The organism is Streptomyces sp. 8L (genome assembly GCF_020176795.1).
Taxonomy (GTDB): Bacteria; Actinomycetota; Actinomycetes; order Streptomycetales; family Streptomycetaceae; genus Streptomyces.
Map to the genome: position 1 here is coordinate 1 of NZ_JAIUKE010000321.1, position 15,186 is coordinate 15,186.

Below are 15,186 nucleotides of genomic sequence, written 5' to 3' on the forward strand. Positions count from 1 at the left end.
CCCCCCCCCGGCCGGGCCGCCCCCCCCCCCGGGGCGGGGCGCGCCGTCGTGCCGCTCGCAGCAGCCGACCTGCTGGCCGGGGCCCTGGTCGGCCTCCGGGCCCAGGCCGCGCACGCGGCCGGCGACGTGGTCAAGGTGACCGGCTCACAAGGGAACTGGCAGTTGACCGTCAACGGTTCCCCGTACCAGATCAAGGGCCTCACCTGGGGCCCGTCAGCCGCCGACGCAGCCAAGTACATGCCGGACGTCGCGTCGATGGGCGTCAACACCGTAAGGACCTGGGGCACCGACGCCACGAGCGCGCCGCTGTTCGACGCCGCTGCGGCGAACGGCGTCAAGGTCATCGCCGGGTTCTGGCTCCAGCCGGGCGGCGGTCCCGGCTCGGGCGGCTGCGTCAACTACCTGACGGACACCTCGTACAAGAACGACATGCTCGCGGAGTTCCCCAAGTGGGTCGACACCTACAAGGACAACCCGGGTGTGCTGATGTGGAACGTGGGCAACGAGTCCGTCCTCGGCCTGCAGAACTGCTACAGCGGCGCCGAGCTGGAGAGCCAGCGTGACGCGTACACGACCTTCGTGAACGACATCGCGAAGAAGATCCACCAGGTCGACCCCAACCACCCGGTGACCTCCACCGACGCGTGGACCGGCGCCTGGCCCTACTACAAGAAGAACGCTCCCGATCTCGACCTGTACGCGGTGAACTCGTACAACGACGTGTGCAACATCAAGAGCACCTGGGAGCAGGGCGGTTACACCAAGCCGTACATCGTCACCGAGACGGGTCCCGCCGGTGAGTGGGAGGTGCCCGACGACGCGAACGGTGTGCCGGACGAGCCGACAGACCAGCAGAAGGCCGAGGGCTACACCAAGGCGTGGAACTGCGTCACGGCACACCAGGGGGTCGCCCTCGGAGCCACGATGTTCCACTACGGAACGGAGGACGACCTCGGCGGAGTGTGGTTCAACCTCCTCCCCGACGGGCTGAAGCGGCCTTCGTACTACGCCGTGAAGAAGGCGTACGGCGGCGACACCTCGCACGACAACACCCCGCCCGACATCACGGACATGACCGTCAGCGGCGCGACACAAGGCGTGGAGACCGGCGGCGAGGTGACCGTCAGTACGAGGACCACCGATCCCGACGGCGATCCCGTCGCCTACCAGGTTCTGTTCAGCAGCAACTACATCGACCAGAACAACGCGCTCGTCCCCGCCGACGCCACCGATCACGGCAACGGCACCCTCACGGTCGAGGCGCCCGACAAGGTGGGCGTCTACAAGGTCTACGTGAAGGCCACGGACGGCCACGGCAACGCCAGTTTCGCCGCGAAGTCCCTGAAGGTCGTCGCGCCGAAGCCGGCCGGTACGAACGTCGCGCTGGGCAAGCCGGCCACCGCGTCCTCGTTCCAGACCGACCCGACGGGCGGCTGCCCGTGCACCGCCGCCGACGCCGTCGACGGCAACGCGGCGACCCGCTGGTCGAGCGACTGGAGCGACCCGCAGTGGCTCCAGGTCGACCTCGGAGCGTCGACCTCGTTCCACCACGTCCAGCTCTCCTGGGAGGCCGCCTACGCGAAGGCCTACGAGATCCAGACGTCGCAGGACGGGCAGAACTGGACGACGGTGAAGTCCGTGACGGACGGCAACGGCAACATCGACGACATCGACGTCGACGGCACCGGCCGGTACGTACGGGTGAACGGCACCGCGCGCGGCACGGGATACGGCTACTCGCTCTACGAGTTCGGCGTCTACAGCTGACACCGGGGCGAACTCGGGCGGCGTCCGGGCCCGGCGGGCGCGGCCGCCGCCCCACGCACGGCCCCTCGGCCAGATTCGTTCCGCGTGCCGGGCGGTCCACACCGCTCGGCCGCGGGCCGGGTGGTCAGGCCGATTCCCGTACCACCAGCTCCGGTTGGAAGATCAGGGAGGTGACGGGGCGGTCCTGGTGCTCGATGTGCTCCTGGAGCAGCCGCGCCATCTCGGCCGCCATCTCCTCGACCGGCTGCCGGACGGTCGTGAGCGGGGGGTCGCAGGACGCGGCCACGGTGCTGTCGTCGAAACCCACCACCGCCACATCGGCCGGCACCCTCTTGCCGTGCTCGCGCAACGCCTGGCACGCACCCTGCGCCATCAGGTCGTTGGCGGCGAACACACCGTCCAGGTCGGGGTTCTCGGCGAGCAGCCGGGTCATCGCACGCACACCGCCGCGGAGGGTGAAGTCGGCCTCGGCCACCGGTGGGCGGGGGACGCCGTGCCGGGCCACGGCGTCCCGGAAGCCGGCCAGCCGGTCGTGGCCGGACGCGACGTCCTGCGGCCCCGCGATCGTCACGAGCCGCCGGCACCCCCGGGCGATCAGATGGTCCGCGGCGAGCCCCGCACCGTCGAGGTGGGCGAGGTCCACGTAGCTGATCGGCACGTCTCCCGCCGGGCGGGCGAACAGCACGGCGGGCAGCCCCGCGTCGGTGAGCAGGGCGGGCAGCGGGTCCTGCGCGTGCGTGGAGACGATCAGCGCCCCGTCCGCGCTGCCCTGCCGCAGGAAGTCCACCGCCTCCTCGCGGGCGCCGGGAGTCTCCGCGAACATCAGCACCGGATGCATGGACCGCGGCCTGAGGTAGGAGATGACACCGCTGACCACGCGTCCGAAGAACGGGTCGGCGAACAACCGGGAGGCGAAGGCGTTCTGCTCGGCCGCCGAGTCGTCGCCCGCTCCTGAGACGATGAGCGCGATGATCTCGGCGCGGCGCGTCACCAGGGAGCGGGCCGCGCGGTTCGGCGCGTAACCCGTGGCGGCGACAGCCTGCCGCACGGTCCGCTGGATCGCCGGGTCGACGTTGCGCACCCCGTTGATGACCCGCGAGACGGTCGCCCGTGAGACTCCCGCCGTGCGGGCCACGTCCTCCAGCGTGGGGCCGCCGGACGAGGCACTCGACTCTTTGCTCATGAGAGGCCACAGTACAGGGGAGAGCGCTCTCCGCGGATTCGTCCCCGACCGGTGAGGGCGCCGGTCCCGACGCGCCCGTCGAGGCGGTCCCGACTCCTGCCGCCGCCGTCGCGCGGACAATGACGCACTCGACAGGCGAAGATGCGGTCGTACGGACCGCGGTCGCAAGGACCGCACGCGTAAAGGCCGCCAGCTGTTAGAGGCCCAGCCGGACGGACCGCGGTCGTACGGACCGCAACCGTACGGACCGCAGTCGTACGGCTCATGAGACAAACGAAAGGTGCCGAGACCATGACGTTCCGCGAACTCCACCATCGAGAGGGCCTGCCGCTCCTGCTCCCCAACGCCTGGGACGTCCCCTCGGCCCTCGCCTTCGCGGAGGCCGGCTTCCCCGCGGTCGGCACGACCAGCTTCGGTGTCGCCGCCACGGCCGGGCGGCCCGACGGAGCACGGACCACGAAGGACCTCACGGTCGCGCTCGTCCGGCAGCTCACGCCGCTCGACGTCCATGTCTCCGCCGATGTCGAGGACGGTTACGACGACGATCCCGAACGGGTCGCCGCGTACGTCGCGTCGCTGGGCGCCGACGGCGTCAACATCGAGGACAGCTCGGCCGAGCGGCTCATCGATCCCCGTAAGCACGCGGCGAAGATCGCGGCGATCAAACAGCGCAGCCCCGGCGTCTTCGTCAACGCCCGTGTCGACACGTACTGGTTGGGGCAGGACGCAACGGTCTCGGCCTCCCTCCAGCGTGCCCTGGCCTATGTGGAGGCGGGCGCGGACGGCGTCTTCGTTCCCGGTGCGACGGAGCCGGCGGACCTGAGGGAGCTTGCGGCGGGCGTCCCGGTCCCGCTCAACGTCCTGGTGGTGCCCGCCCTGTCCCTCGCCGAACTCGGGCGGCTCGGTGTGCGGCGCGTCAGTACCGGGTCGCTGCCCTACCGCGCGGCCGTGGACGCCGCCGTGGAGGTGGCCGCGAGCGTACGCGACGGGCGTCCGGTGCCCGCCGCCACCCCGTATCCGGTGATGCAGGAGCGCCTCGTCCGGTACCACGAGTCGCTCGGACGCTGACTCCGGCTCACACCGTACGCGTGCCGCCGGGGCGGTCACGGGAGCCGGGCCCGGGGCGGACGCGTGCCCCGGGCCCCGGACGCGTGGTGTGCGATCGAGGCCGGCAGGGTCATTGACACGCGAAAACCGATCACCGTATGTTTTTCGCACCTCGCCGTCCGGCCAGATCGGAGTCACCGGTGGACACCACGTCGCCCAGGCCCTCTCCTCCCGAGTCCACCGGGTCCCCGCGGGAAGGCCCGGCCCTGTCGCGCTCGCGGCTGCGCGGCCTCGGTGCCGTGTGGCTGCCGGGCAACGCGGCGAGCCCGCTGCTGTGGAACGCCGTCACCGCGGTCCTGATGGCCGTGCAGGTGCAGCGCATCGATCCCGCGGGCAAGGTGCACAACCTGGCGCTGCTGACCGGGTGCGGCGCGGTGATGACGCTGCTGGTGCAGCCGCTGGCCGGCCGGCTCTCGGACCGCACCCGCAGCCGCTGGGGCCGGCGCTCCCCCTGGGTCCTCGGGGGCGCGGTCGGCGGCGCCGTGTCGCTGGTGCTGATGGGGGCGGCGCACTCGATCGGTGTGCTGCTGCCCACCTACCTGCTGCTCGTGCTGACGGTGAACTCCGCCCAACTGCCCATGAACGCGATGATGCCGGATCAGGTGCCGCGCGAACGCCGGGGCCTGTTCGCCTCCCTCGCGGCCGTGGGCCAGAGCCTCGGCGGGCTGGCCGGACAGCTCATCGCGTCGGCCTCCGTCGCGGACATCGCCCACGGCTACTGGGTCGTCGCCGCGATCCTGGTCGTGGTCCTGGTGGCCTTCGCGGTCACGGCGCGGGAGCCCTCCTCCCGGGACATGGCCGACGATCCGTTCAACTGGACCGACCTGCTGCGCAGTTACTGGGTGAACCCGCGACGGAACCCGGACTTCGCCTGGGTCTTCATCAGCCGCTTCCTGCTCGTCACCGGCTATCTGCTGACCGCCAGTTACAACCTGTACGTCCTTCAGGACTACATCGGCCTCGGCGACCGCGCCGTCCACTACGTACCGCTGCTGAGCGCCCTCACCTTCGCCTGCGTCCTCGCGCTCTCCGCCGTGGGCGGGCCCTGGTCCGACCGGGTGGGCAGACGCAAGCCGTTCATCCAGGCGTCCTCCGTCGTCTTCGGGGTGGGACTGCTCGTCCCGCTGCTGCTTCCCACGGTCACCGGCATGATCATCGCTGCCGTCGTCGGCGGTGTCGGATACGGCATGTTCGGCTCCGTGGACGCGGCCGTGATGAGCGAGGTGCTGCCCTCGAAAGCCGGGTACGGCAAGGACCTGGCCGTCATCAACCTGTCCTGGAGCATTCCGCAGGCGTTCAGCCCCTTCCTGGCCGGCGCCCTGGTGACGGCCACCGGTGGATACACCGCACTCTTCCCCATCGGAGCGGCGCTCGCCGTGATGGGCGGCCTGTCCGTCACCTTCGCGAAGGGAGTGCGTTAGCCGGACACGGCGCGGGCCCCGCCACGCGACGCCCACGCCGGCCCTGGAACGTACCCCGCGGGCGCGGAGCGCTTCTCGCCGGCCGGAACGTATTCCGGTCCGCAGCCCTGCGGCGGAGGATGGAACACGCCCTCCCCGCAACCCAGTTCGCCCCTTTCCTACAGGCAGCCCGTGCAGAGAGACCGGTGGCCCCATGACCCACACCCCCGCGCATGTCCCGCTCACACTCGCCGAGAAGGCGTCTTTGACGAGCGGCGCCGACAACTGGACCACCAGCGCGGTGGAACGTGCGGGCATCCTGCCCGTCCGGCTGTCCGACGGGCCCCACGGCCTGCGCTTCCAGGGCGGCGACCAGAGCGACGTACTCGGCCTCGACGGCGCCACCGCCGCCACCTGCTTTCCGCCTGCGGCCGCCCTGGGATGCAGCTGGGACCCCGGCCTGATGGAGCGCGTCGGAGCCGCCCTCGCGGCCGAGGCCGCCGCCCTCGGCGTGGACGTGGTGCTCGGGCCCGGTGTGAACATCAAGCGTTCGCCGCTGTGCGGGCGCAACTTCGAGTACTTCTCCGAAGACCCGCTGCTGGCAGGGGTGTTCGGGGCTGCGGTGGTGCGCGGCCTCCAGAACGCGGGGACCGGGGCCGCCGTCAAGCACTTCGCCGCCAACAACCAGGAGACCGACCGGCTGCGGGTCAGCGCCGACATCGACGAGCGCCCGCTCCGCGAGATCTACCTGCGGGCGTTCGAGCGCGTCGTCCGGGAGGCCCGGCCGTGGACGGTGATGGCCGCGTACAACGCAGTCAACTCCACCCCCGCCTGCGAGAACCACTGGCTTCTCACCCACGTCCTGCGAGACGAGTGGGGGTTCGACGGCCTGGTGATGTCCGACTGGGGCGCCGTGCAGGACTCCGTCGCCGCCGTACGAGCAGGGCTCGACCTGCGGATGCCGTCGACGTCGGGACGCAGCGCCGCCGAGGTGGAGGCGGCGGTCGGCGCGGGACAGCTGGACGAGGAGCACCTCGACCGGGTCGCCGCCCGCGCGGCAGGCCTGTCCCGCAGAGCGCGCAGGCACGGCACGCCGTCCGGCGGCCCGGCACCGTACGAGGCACACCACGCGCTCGCGCGCGAGGCGGCGGCCCGCAGTGTGGTGCTGCTGAAGAACGACGGCGGGCTGCTGCCGCTCGACGCGGGCGAGGACGGCGGTACGGTCGCCGTGATCGGTGAGTTCGCGCGTACGCCCCGGTTCCAGGGAGGCGGCAGCTCACAGACCACCCCGACCAGGGTGGACACACTGCTGGACTCCGTCCGGAACCTGGCCGGGGCCGACCGGGTGCACTTCGCCGCGGGCTACGCGCCCGCGCCGGCCGGCGGCCCCCGGGCGGCGGCGGGCGGTCACGGGGACGAGGCGGCACGGCTGCGGGAGGCGGCCGTGCGCGCCGCGCGCGACGCCAACACCACGGTGCTCTTCCTCGGGCTGCCCCCGGAGGAGGAGACGGAAGGCCTCGACCGTACCCACCTCGACCTGCCCGAGGAGCAGACGGCGCTGGCCGGCGCGCTGGCGGAGGCGACCGACCGGCTCGTCGTCGTCCTGGCCAACGGCGGTGTGGTCCGGGTGACGCCCTGGAGCGAGCCGATCCCCGCCCTGGTCGAGGGGTGGCTGCCGGGCCAGGCGGGCGGAGCGGCCCTGGCGGATGTGCTCTTCGGTGTGGTCAACCCCTCGGGCAAGCTCACCGAGACGATTCCGCACCGGCTGGCCGACACCCCCTCGTACCTCACCTTCCCCGGAGAGGAGGGGCATGTGCGCTACGGGGAAGGTGTGTTCGTCGGCTACCGCGGCTACGACGCGAGGGGCACGCGGGTCGCCTTCCCCTTCGGACACGGGCTGTCCTACACGGACTTCGCCTACGACGGGCTGACCGTCACGGTGGAGCCGTCCGGCACACCGGACGGCGGCTCCGTCCTCGCGCAGGTCGAGATCACCAACACCGGCCCGGTCGCCGGCCGGGAGATCGTCCAGCTCTACGTGGCCCCGCCGGGGACCTCGCAGGTGGCGCGGCCCGAGAGGGAACTGCGCGCGTTCACCGACGTCACGCTGGAGCCCGGCCGGAGCGCGTGGGCGCAACTCCGGTTGCCCGTAAGGGATCTCGCCTACTACAGCGTGCGTGAGGGCGGCTGGCGCGTGGAGCCGGGGGAGTACCGCTTCGAAGCCGGTTCCTCTTCCCGCGACATCCGCCTCGACACCGTCGTCGTGCTCGAAGGCGACACGCCACCCGTCCCGACCGCGGAGTCCACCCTGCGGGAGTGGCAGCGGCACCCGGTGGCGGGCCCGCTGCTGACCGCCGCGCTGAGCGCCGCGTACGAGGACGACCGGCGCGCCGCGCGACTGCTGGACGACCCGGTGATCCGCTCCATCGCGGAAGGCATGTCCCTGCGGGCCATCTCGGAATTCGCCGGCAGCCCCGTCACGGGGGAGCTTCTCGCGGAGCTGACCGCGGCCCTGTCCGGTGCCGAAGCGGGCGGCGCGGTCGAGGCCGACCGGGACGCGGGCACGGCGGGCCGGGGGAGCGGCGCGGCCCCGAGCCGGGGCTGACCGCTGCCAGCACTGCTCCGCCGCATGCTCCTCCACCGTCACGGCGCAGCCCGGCCGGGCCACGGCGCCAGGTGCCGCCGCGGCCCCGGCGGGGCGCGCTCAGCGCACCGCGAGGCGCCCGGCGCGGGCCTGCTCGCCGAGCCAGCGCCCGGACGGCCTCGGCGTCCGGACGAACGTCTCGCGGTCCACCGCGACGAGCCCGAACGTCGGCCCGTACGAGCCCCATTCGTAGGTGTCGAGCGCGCTCCAGTGCAGATACCCCCGTACGTCCACACCGCCGCTGCCAGCGGTGTTCTCGCCGGCCTCGCCGTCGCTGCCGCCGGGCCGCATCGCGTCGGCCAGCCCGGCGAGCGCCGCCGCCGTGTAGTCGATCCTGCGCGCGTCGTCCCGGGTGGCGATGCCGTTCTCGGTCACCAGCACGGGCACACCGGGGCCGACGACGTCCGCCGTGTGGCGCACCGCCTCACCCAAGGCCGCCGGGTAGAACTCCCAGCCCGTGAGGGTGCGTTCGGCGTCCTCGGGCACCGGCAGCGGACCGCCGCTGCCGATCCGTGTGCGGGTGTACGACTGGACGCCGACCCAGTCGTCGTCCCGCGCGGCCTCCAGGAACCTGTCCTCGCGCGGCCACGCGAAGGCCCGGCAGACGTCCTCCGCGCCCGGCTCCGGCTGGTAGACCTGGTTGGCCACCGTCCAGCCGACGCGCACGCCGGGCAGCAGCCCGTGCAGTGTCTCCCGCGCGGTGCGGTGTGCGGTGATGAGGGCCTCGCTGATGTAGTCGGCGGGTTCCAGCGTCCGGAAGTCCGCGAAGCCGGCGCCCTGCCGCAGCGCGGTGTGCGCCAGCGCCAGCATGTTGGGTTCGTTGAGGGTCGCGGCGTACCGCACCTGCCCGTCCAGGACCGGCGCCACCGTCCGCACGTACGCCGCGAACAGATCCACCGCCTCCGGCCCGGTCCAGCCGCCGGACTCGTGGAACCAGCGCGGTGAGGTGAAATGGTGCAACGTCACGACCGGTTCGAGGCCGCGCTCCCGCGCACCCTCCACCATCCTGCGGTAGTGCGCGAGAGCGGCGCGCGAGACCTGTCCGCGGACGGGTTCGATCCGGGCCCACTCGATGCTGAACCGGTAGGCGTTGAAGCCCAGGCCGGCCAGCAGGTCCATGTCCTCGCGCCAGCGGTGGTAGCTGTCCGCCGCGTCCCCGCTCGGCTCGGCCACGGGCCCGCCGGGAAGCTGCTCGAAGGCCCACCAGTCGCTCGCCGTGTTGCCGCCCTCGGTCTGGTGTGCGGAGGTGGACGCCCCCATCAGGAAGCCGTCGGGGAGGGCGAATCCGTCGTCGGTCATGGTCATTCCCTCGTCTCTGCGCGGCGCCGGAGCGCGCTTCCGGCGCGTGGCCCCGCGCGTATCCGGTACCTGTGCGTATCCGGTACCTGTGCGACGCGTCCGGCGCCTGTCATCAAAACCATACAGTGATCGGGTTTCATGGTAGCGTCCCGCTCGGTCTCGACCGCCCAGCCAAGGAGCCACCATTGAGCGCGCTGATCCCCGCTCCCGCTCGCCGCGAGCCGATGCCGGGCGCCTGCCCGGTGGCGCGCCGCTGGGAGATCCGCACCACCGAACCGGCCCTGGACGCCACCGCGGACGTCCTGCGGGACCTGCTGGCGCCGCACCTCGCCGCCGTCGGTGCCGCCGCGGGGAGTCCGGGCACCGCCCCCGGCGCCATCGAGCTGACCCTGGGAAAGGTGGCCGCGCTGCCCGCGCCGCTCGGTGTCTGCCCGCTCGACGGCGAACCCGTCGCCGCCGATCCGGCCGACGGGACCGCTCCGGCGGGCGGCCCCGCCGACGAGGCGTACCGGCTGACGGTCGCCCCCGACGCGCTGACCTGCCGCGCGCGCACCCCGCGCGGCGTCTTCCGCGCCGCCGTCTCCGCCCTGCACCTGCTCGCCACAGCGCCCCTGGACGGCGTGCTGGAGTGCGGACACATCGACGACGCCCCCCGGTACGCCTGGCGCGGGCTCATGCTCGACCCGGCACGTGCCTTCATCGCCCTCGACGACGTCCTGCGGCTGATCGACGTGGCGGCGCTGTACAAGCTCAACGTGGTGCACCTGCACCTCACCGACCATCAGGGGTGGCGGCTGGAGATCCCCGGGCTGCCCGCCCTGACGGCCGACCCCGGGCACCCGAGCTACACCGCGCGGGAGTACCGGCACCTCCAGGAGTACGCCGCGGCCCGGCACATCACCGTCGTCCCGGAGATCGGAGTGCCCGGCCACTGCGGCGCCGCCCTGCGCGCCTGCCCCGGCCTCGGAACACTGCCGCGGCCCGCCGCGCTCGGCGCCGGCTTCCCGTACGTCCCGCCGCTCGACGCGTACGACCCGGCGAGCCGCGCCTTCATCACCGATGTGCTGACGGAGACCGCCCGGCTCACCGACGGGCCCTTCGTGCACTTCGGCGGTGACGAGGCGCTGGGCGCGTCGGGCGACGACTTCGACGAGGCGATCCGTCTGGCCCGCTCCGTCCTGCGGGAGGCGGGCAAGCGGCCGCTCGGCTGGCAGGAGGCAGCCCGGGCGGGCATGGGGCCCGGGGACATCGGACAGTTCTGGGTGGACCCGGAGATGCAGGATCTGCCGCGAAACCAGGAGGAGTTGAACGAACGGCCCGAACTGCTCGCCGCCGGTTTCACCCCCGCGCTGGTGGCCGCGATGCGGCGCTTCTTCGCCCCCACCGCGGACGACCTGGGACGCATCGTCGCGGGCGGCGGGCGGGTCCTTCTCTCGCCGCAGTCCCACCTGTACCTGGACCGGCCCTACGCATCCGGTGTGATACCGGCGGAACAGGCAGGGCGGGCGGCGCGGCTCGGCTTCACCTACCGGCCGCGCGGCGTACGGTACGGGGCGGCCTGGGACCCGGCGGCGCTCGGCCTGGAGCCCGAGCACATCGCCGGCGTCGAGGCCACCCTGTTCGGGGAGTCGCTGCACGGCCTGGACGACCTGACCCTCATGCTGCTGCCCCGGCTGGCCGGTGTGGCCGAGGCGGCGTGGACCGGGGCCGCGCCGGAGTGGGACACCTACCGAGAGCGCCTCGCGAGACAGGCCGGGTGGTGGCGCGAACGCGGCCTGTCCGCACTGCTGTCCACCGAGATCGACTGGCGCTGACCTGGCGCGGCCGGCGGCCGGTGCGCAGCGTCTAAGGTGAGGCGCATGGCGAAACGTGGTCCCTATCGCAAGGGCGAGGTCAAGCGGGCCGAGATCCTGGAGGCGGCGCTCGACATCTTCGCGACCGAGGGGTATCGCGGCACCTCGCTGCGCAAGGTCGCCGCGCGCTGCGATCTGAGCCTGCCGGGGCTCATGCACTACTTCGACTCAAAGGAGGACCTCCTCACCGAGGTCCTGCGGGCCCGCGACGAGACCGAGCGCACCCGCCACCCCGACTACCGCGTGCCCGAGGACCCGGTCGACACGATGCGCACCGGAGCGCGTACCCCCGGCCTGGTCGAACTGTTCGTCTCCCTCGCCGCCTCGGCCGGTGATCCCGGGCACCCCGCGCACGAGTTCTTCCCCGAGCGCTACGAGGCGCTGCGCGCCGCTGTGACCCGCTACGTCCGCTCCGCCCTCGACGCGGGCCGGCTGGCCACGGACATCCCCGCGGAACGCCTCGCCGTCGTGCTCCTCGCGGTGGCGGACGGTGTGCAGTTGCAGTGGCTCGCGGACCGGAGCGTGGACATGCCGCAGGCGCTGACGGACGCGCTGCGGCTGCTGGACGCAGGCACGGCACCGAACAACTGAGAGACACCGTCCCGCCCGCGGGCCGGGGAGACCGGGCGGACGGGACGGGCGGGGCGAACGAGGGCGAATGAGGCCCCTCACCCTGAGGGACGCGTGACACGCCTGGCGGAGCAGCCCTGTTCTGTGGGTACGTGTGGCGGGTGTGCCGCTCCGCCCTACCGGCCGAGAGCGGACAGCGTTGCGCCCGCCATGCTCCGCTCACCCGCCGCGTTGGGGTGCAGCCCGGCCGCCTCGGCATCGTCGGTGGGTTCGATCCACCGCTCTCCGGCCGGCCGGCACACGTCGTGCCCCACGGCGGGGGTGTACGTGTCGACGTAGGTGGCGCCGTACGTGGTGGCCTGCTCCTTGAGCATGGTGTTGAGGTACTTCTCCTCGTCACGGACCCAGGGCGCGTCCCCGCTGGACAGGCCGACGATGTCGTGGCACGAGCCGCCGTCGTCCGGCAGGATCACCGGGTAGCCGACCAGGGCGATCCGGGCGTGCGGCGAGCGGGCGTGGATCGCCCGCAGCACCGCGTCGATCTTCGGCGCCGTGGCATCGATGCGGGCGGCGACCTGGTCCGTTCCGAGCAGCGTGTAACTGGTCTTGCACGCAGACCCGTTGGGCAGAAGCGCGTCCAACAGGAGGCAGCGGCCCAGCAGTCCCGTCAGGTCCAGGTCGTTCCCGCCGATACCGAGAGAGACGAGTGTGGTGTCCGGCCGCAGGGCGTCGAGCTGTGGCGGAGCGGAACCCTGCCGCCCGGCCATGTCGGTGGTGTCGGCGCCCGCGCACGTGACGTCCGTGACGGACGCGGCGCCGATGGCCCGGGCGACGAGGCCCGGATAATCGTGGTCGGAGCGCGCGCAGTTGGTGTCGACCTGAGTCGGCACTCCGGCGCCGGAGCTGTAGGAGTCACCGAGGGCCACGTAGTGGCCCCCGCCGGCTGTCGCAGGGGCGGTGGCGGGGGCAGGAGCCGCCGCGGCGGAACCGGCGAACGCGAGGGCGGACACGGCGGCGACGGCGGCGGCGAGCAGGAGACCGCGTCGGCGGCTTCCTAGGCCGCAGCTTGCGCCGATGGCGAGAGGTGCGGAGCTGGTACGGAGGTCAGGCACGGCTGTTCCTCGCTTCTTCCGGGGCGGCGGGGTGGGGCGGTGGCGGGGCCGCGCCGCTCGGCAAGGTCCGCTCGGCACTGTCCTGGTCCCGGTCGTGAGCCGCCCGAGCTTGAAAACCGTACGGTGATCGGTTTATGGCCGTCAATACGTCCGACGACGGTCCGCGACACCGTCACCTGGTTCGCCGCCGCCGCCCGCGACACCACGGAGCCGCCGACCCCGCCGAGGACGGCGACGTGGTCCCGCCCTACGAGGACCCCCGGCGCCCGCGGGTCGGCCTGGCGGGTTCGGGCACCTGGCCGCGAACGGCCCGCCCCCCCCGAGCGCACGCGGCGAGTGAGCCGCTCAGAAGCCCCCGCGGGGAGCTTCCGCCGCCGCTCACGAGGGCGCCCCGGAGACGGGCCGGCGGGGGGCGCACCTCCGTACGGCCGAGCGTGAGGCTCACCCGGAAGGTGCGACTAACGGCCCGAATCGGTACGGCCGGCGCGGAACAGGCGATGAAACCGGTGTCACTACCGCTAGCAGGAGGTACCGAATGCGCAAGAACATCGCCCGCGCCGCGGCCGTCGTCGCCCTTGGCATGGCCGCCCTCGTCCCGGTTACCGGCACGGCGTTCGCGGACGGTCAGGACTACGGCTACCACCACGAGCTCGGCCGGCACGGCGACCTGGGCCAGGACCACGGCTTCGGCTTCATCGGCGGCCACGGCAGCTTCACCAACATCGGCGGCCCCTACGGCATCACACACGCCGAGGGCGGCTTCCTCGCCGGTGGGGCCCAGTAGCCGCTCCCCGCAACCGTGTCCGGCCCGTCCGGACGCCACGACGGCCCCGTTCCCCGACCGGGGCGGGGCCGTCGCCCGTGCGGCTCAGCCCTCGCCGAGCACGGCCAGGGTGCGTGCCGCCATCTGCTGTTCGCCGAGGGCGTTGGGGTGGACCGGCACGAAGTTCGTCCCGAACAGGATGGGTTCGATCCAGCGCGTGCCCGCCGGCGCACAGGCGTCGTGGCCGTCCGAGGCCGACGCCATGTCGACGAACGTCGCGCCCGTGTCCTGCGCCGCGTGTTCCACCGCGGCGTTGAGATGGGTCTCCAGGTCCCTCAGGTACGGCACGTCGCCCGACGCGATCGGCATCTTCGCGAAGCACGACGGGTCGCTCTTCGCGGGAACGATCCACGGGTAGCCGAGAACGGCGACGCGAGCGTTCGGCGCCTTGTCCCGCACCTGCTGAAGTGCCGCTCTCACCGCGGGATACGTGGTGTTGTCGACCGTGTTGTCGAACGTGTCGCCGTACAGCGACGCGCAGGGGCTGCCCTGGCCCGCCGTGACGACTCCGGCCGACCCGCACGCGAGGATCGCGTCGATGAACGTGCCGCTGTCGTTGCCGCCGATGGTCAGGGTGACCAGGCGCGTGCTGTCGCTGAGCGCGTCGGTCTGCGGCGCCACGCCCGGGTACTGGGAGCCGGTGAAGTCCTTGGTCTCCGCGCCACCGCAGGTGACATCGGTCAGCCGCGCCCCGGTCCGGGCCGCGATGACATGGGGGTAGTCGGCCGTGGAGCGCGCGCAGAGCGGGGAAGCGGTGGGGTCGAGGGGCAGGAGGCCGGACCCGGCGCTGTAGCTGTCGCCGAGTGCGACGTACGGAAGGGGGGTGGCGGCCTGCGCGGTGGGGGCGGTGAGCCCGAGGGCCACCGCGCCCGCGGCGGCAGCGGCGGCGGTGAGGCCCCGGGCGAGAGCGCGCATCGACATCTGAGTTCTCCTCGGATTCGGCGTGAGGTGCCCGGCGTGGGGCCGGGCGTGAAGTGAGCGGCGCGCTCAGGAAGTTACTTGTGAGTTAAGTTCCGGTCAACGGTTCGCGCAGCACCACTCGCCTACGGCCGGAAAACACCGCTGCCGTACGCGGTCCGCGCCGGACGGCCGGAATGCGGGCCGCCGCCCCGCTCCTCCTCGAAGGACGGCCGGGACGAGGGCCGGGTCCCGCCCCGGCCGTGCGGCGGTCACGCCAGCAGGCCGCGCAGTGCCCTCACGATGTCCGCCGGGGCCTCCTCGGCCATGAAGTGCCCGCAGGCGACCGTCGTGTGGCGCAGGTCGGGCGCCCAGGCGCGCCACAGGGCCGCCGCGTCGTAGCCGAGCGCCGCACCCCAGTCCTGCTGGAGCACGGCGACGGGCATCCGGAGCCGGCGGCCGGGGGGGGGGGGGGGGGGGGGGGGGGGGGGGGGGGGGGGGGGCGGGGGGCCCCCGGGGGGGGCCGCCCCG

Annotated in this window: 11 protein-coding genes and 1 pseudogene; 7 read left to right on the plus strand and 5 right to left on the minus strand. The window is 73.0% G+C overall.

The genetic code is table 11. The annotated features are described in order from the left end of the window. Window positions 1-48 precede the first annotated feature (48 nt). The gene (locus LCE31_RS24505) at window positions 49-1,767 is read left to right on the plus strand and encodes a discoidin domain-containing protein (protein WP_225017691.1); all 1,719 of its coding nucleotides are present in this window, start codon (window positions 49-51) and stop codon (window positions 1,765-1,767) included. 124 nt (window positions 1,768-1,891) lie between these two features. On the opposite strand, the gene LCE31_RS24510 is transcribed toward LCE31_RS24505, so the two are convergent. Further along, window positions 1,892-2,950 (minus strand): LacI family DNA-binding transcriptional regulator, encoded by a 1,059-nt coding sequence (locus tag LCE31_RS24510; RefSeq protein ID WP_225017681.1) that lies wholly within the window; start codon window positions 2,948-2,950, stop codon window positions 1,892-1,894. A gap of 291 nt (window positions 2,951-3,241) precedes the next feature. Here LCE31_RS24510 and LCE31_RS24515 point away from each other — a divergent pair, with 291 nt between their 5' ends. The 3 genes from LCE31_RS24515 (at window position 3,242) to LCE31_RS24525 (ending at window position 8,062) form a co-directional block, all read left to right on the plus strand. Next, the gene (locus LCE31_RS24515) at window positions 3,242-4,018 is read left to right on the plus strand and encodes an isocitrate lyase/PEP mutase family protein (RefSeq protein ID WP_225017682.1); all 777 of its coding nucleotides are present in this window, start codon (window positions 3,242-3,244) and stop codon (window positions 4,016-4,018) included. A 179-nt stretch (window positions 4,019-4,197) separates the two neighbouring features. Beyond that, a complete protein-coding gene (locus tag LCE31_RS24520; protein ID WP_225017683.1) occupies window positions 4,198-5,478 on the plus strand; it encodes an MFS transporter in 1,281 nt (426 codons plus the stop codon). A gap of 193 nt (window positions 5,479-5,671) precedes the next feature. Further along, entirely contained in the window at window positions 5,672-8,062 is a 2,391-nt protein-coding gene (locus tag LCE31_RS24525) for a glycoside hydrolase family 3 C-terminal domain-containing protein (RefSeq protein WP_225017684.1), read from the plus strand. Window positions 8,063-8,161: 99 nt separating this feature from the next. Here the strand turns inward: LCE31_RS24525 and LCE31_RS24530 are convergent, their stop codons facing one another. Then, a complete protein-coding gene (locus LCE31_RS24530; RefSeq protein WP_374118542.1) occupies window positions 8,162-9,406 on the minus strand; it encodes a glycoside hydrolase family 1 protein in 1,245 nt (414 codons plus the stop codon). Window positions 9,407-9,585: 179 nt separating this feature from the next. Here LCE31_RS24530 and LCE31_RS24535 point away from each other — a divergent pair, with 179 nt between their 5' ends. Further along, window positions 9,586-11,214 carry a family 20 glycosylhydrolase gene (locus LCE31_RS24535; protein ID WP_225017687.1) on the plus strand — a complete coding sequence of 543 codons (1,629 nt, stop codon included), beginning with the start codon at window positions 9,586-9,588 and terminating at the stop codon, window positions 11,212-11,214. Window positions 11,215-11,259: 45 nt separating this feature from the next. Continuing rightward, a complete protein-coding gene (locus LCE31_RS24540) occupies window positions 11,260-11,844 on the plus strand; it encodes a TetR/AcrR family transcriptional regulator (RefSeq protein WP_225017688.1) in 585 nt (194 codons plus the stop codon). A 155-nt stretch (window positions 11,845-11,999) separates the two neighbouring features. Here LCE31_RS24540 and LCE31_RS24545 read toward each other — a convergent pair whose 3' ends face one another. Continuing rightward, the gene (locus LCE31_RS24545) at window positions 12,000-12,899 is read right to left on the minus strand and encodes an SGNH/GDSL hydrolase family protein (protein WP_374118543.1); all 900 of its coding nucleotides are present in this window, start codon (window positions 12,897-12,899) and stop codon (window positions 12,000-12,002) included. Window positions 12,900-13,470: 571 nt separating this feature from the next. Between LCE31_RS24545 and LCE31_RS24550 the strand changes: the two genes are divergently transcribed. Continuing rightward, window positions 13,471-13,719, plus strand: coding sequence for a hypothetical protein (locus LCE31_RS24550; RefSeq protein ID WP_225017689.1), 249 nt, complete (start codon window positions 13,471-13,473; stop codon window positions 13,717-13,719). A gap of 84 nt (window positions 13,720-13,803) precedes the next feature. Here LCE31_RS24550 and LCE31_RS24555 read toward each other — a convergent pair whose 3' ends face one another. Both LCE31_RS24555 and LCE31_RS24560 read right to left on the minus strand, forming a co-directional pair. Then, the gene (locus tag LCE31_RS24555; protein ID WP_225017690.1) at window positions 13,804-14,679 is read right to left on the minus strand and encodes an SGNH/GDSL hydrolase family protein; all 876 of its coding nucleotides are present in this window, start codon (window positions 14,677-14,679) and stop codon (window positions 13,804-13,806) included. A gap of 248 nt (window positions 14,680-14,927) precedes the next feature. Beyond that, window positions 14,928-15,116, minus strand: a pseudogene (locus LCE31_RS24560) (alpha/beta fold hydrolase); the annotation flags it as partial. Window positions 15,117-15,186: the final 70 nt, after the last annotated feature.

Excerpts from the sequence above, each read along its gene's own strand:
- LCE31_RS24510 (WP_225017681.1), bottom strand. The coding sequence starts at position 2,950 with ATGAGCAAAGAGTCGAGTGCCTCGTCCGGCGGCCCCACGCTGGAGGAC.
- LCE31_RS24515 (WP_225017682.1), top strand. The coding sequence starts at position 3,242 with ATGACGTTCCGCGAACTCCACCATCGAGAGGGCCTGCCGCTCCTGCTC.
- LCE31_RS24525 (WP_225017684.1), top strand. The coding sequence starts at position 5,672 with ATGACCCACACCCCCGCGCATGTCCCGCTCACACTCGCCGAGAAGGCG.
- LCE31_RS24530 (WP_374118542.1), bottom strand. The coding sequence starts at position 9,406 with ATGACCATGACCGACGACGGATTCGCCCTCCCCGACGGCTTCCTGATG.
- LCE31_RS24540 (WP_225017688.1), top strand. The coding sequence starts at position 11,260 with ATGGCGAAACGTGGTCCCTATCGCAAGGGCGAGGTCAAGCGGGCCGAG.
- LCE31_RS24550 (WP_225017689.1), top strand. The coding sequence starts at position 13,471 with ATGCGCAAGAACATCGCCCGCGCCGCGGCCGTCGTCGCCCTTGGCATG.
- LCE31_RS24555 (WP_225017690.1), bottom strand. The coding sequence starts at position 14,679 with ATGTCGATGCGCGCTCTCGCCCGGGGCCTCACCGCCGCCGCTGCCGCC.